Source organism: Marinobacter sp. bablab_jr003, assembly GCF_016464245.1.
Lineage (GTDB): Bacteria > Pseudomonadota > Gammaproteobacteria > Pseudomonadales > Oleiphilaceae > Marinobacter > Marinobacter vinifirmus.
In genome coordinates this window covers 1-1839 of sequence record NZ_JADARC010000107.1, presented here as the reverse complement: position 1 = coordinate 1839, position 1839 = coordinate 1, and the positions used below count along the sequence as shown (strand labels likewise).

2 protein-coding genes are annotated in these 1839 nt (G+C 55.8%); both read right to left on the bottom strand.

Features of this window, described 5'->3' with window-relative positions:
• A partial coding sequence (locus H3Z84_RS16960; RefSeq protein WP_206768930.1) for a hypothetical protein occupies positions 1-191 on the bottom strand: 191 nt, incomplete at its 3' end.
• Entirely contained in the window at positions 191-1762 is a 1572-nt protein-coding gene (locus H3Z84_RS10945; protein ID WP_094625389.1) for an IS1182 family transposase, read from the bottom strand. The genes H3Z84_RS10945 and H3Z84_RS16960, both read right to left, overlap by 1 nt.
• Positions 1763-1839: the final 77 nt, after the last annotated feature.

The window sequence follows — 1839 nt, the reverse complement described above, 5'->3', positions numbered from 1 at the left end:
TAACGAGGCCGTAGAAAAACCCGATTCCGAGTCATTCCCAGCGCCTGATTCCTGTAATTTTTATCGCGGCCTTCAACTGGCCGATTCTCGTGATTTCTATATTCAGCCATCCGCTTTGGCCTTTTGGGGCTTTTGGCGCCGGCATTGCTGGTTTCCAGCAGGTGCTCTTCCGGCACTTCCGCTCTCAGCATTACGCCGCCATTCGCCCGTAATTCGCTAGCTTCTCAATATTGTGCACCAGGCAGTATAGCTGCCACTGGCCCTGCACTTTTTTCTTGCCCCGCAAACTGAAGCGATTAAGGCCCTTGTTCGTGCCGATGTTGCCGAACACCGGTTCCACCACCGACATACGGTGGCTGTAGATCTCTTTGCCCTGCGGGCTATCCACCCGGTGTTTCATCCAGTCGGTGTAGTTCGGCAGGCGCTTGTGCTCGATGGTGAACGACACTTGTCGGCCTTTGCCTTTCCGATGATTGGCGGCGTCCGGGTTCTGCATGCACTGATGCTTCCTCGGGCAATGACGGCATTGCAGTAAACGCCCCTGGAAATAGGCTCGGCTCTGGCCGTTCTGGTCTGCCCGGGTACCGTGGTACTTGAGGATTTCTCCCGCCGGGCAGATGCAGGTCAGGTTCACAGGATCGAACCGGAATTCACTGGCCGGGATGATCTCTTTCCAACCCGTGCTTGGCTGGTTCTGATGGCGCTTGCCGTATTTGTCTTTCTGGTTCTGGAACTTCGGGTCGCGGCTGCGGAACTTGTTGTCTGGCACGTAGCCGTTGATCTGCCGTTCGTGCAAGTACTTCATGTTGGCTTCGTTGGCGAAGCCGGTGTCGGCGGTGATCACAGTGCCCTGCTGATAAATGCTGTCAGCGATACCGAGCTTTTTGAAGCGGGCCTCCACGCTCTCCAGCACTGGTTGCAGGGTGTGATGTTCCTGGCCTTCGCCAAAGGCCTGGGCATCAATAATGACTTGGTGCTTCTTGTCCACCGTGGCCACGCCGTTATAGCCCTGGATCGTGCCCTTGCTGGTGGTCATCTTGGCGCTTTCGTTATCGGTGATGTTGCTCTTCACTTCCTTGTTTCGCTTCCCCCGGCCCATCCTTGGGCGGTTCGTCTTTAGGAAGCGGTCGACTTTCTTGGCAGCCTCATCCAATGACAGGATGGTTTTGGCTCGTCGGATATCCCGGTCCAGTTCGGCTTCGGTCTCTGCCTCGTCCCGCTCGTAATGGGCCTTGAGATGATGGCGAACCAGCCGGCGCAGTTTGGTGCGTTTCTCTTCCAGTTCCTTAAAGGTGCCGGACCATTCTTTGGCAGCATTCGACGACATCTTGCACCCGTCGATGGCGAAGAGTTCGTTGCCCAGCAGGCCCTGTTCGTGGCAGACCAACAATACCTGCTCGAATAGTTCTTCGATCTCATCCGAGTGGCTGCTGACGAATTTAGCCAGGGTGGTGAAGTGTGGAACCGTGTCGCAGGACAGAGCTTTGAAGATGATGTTAGTCTCGCAGCACCACTGCATCTCGCGGCTGGAGGTGATGCCTTTGGAGTAGGCGAACAGGATGATCTTCAGGAGGATCGCCGGATCGTAGGCCAGCCGGCCGGTGTCTTCATTGCGATACCTTGGATGGAATACCGACAGGTCCAGTTTGTGCTCGATCAGATAATGCACCGCGTGTTCAAAGGTGCCGGGCTGCAGCTGTTCTTGGTAGTTGATGACGACCATGGCGTCTTGGTCGTAGTTGTAGTGCTTGAAGCGGGGCATCTGACCACTCCTTGTCCGTTTGCCTGATGCTACCAAAACCGAGGGCGATTTCGGGTTTTTTCTACAGCCTCAACGCC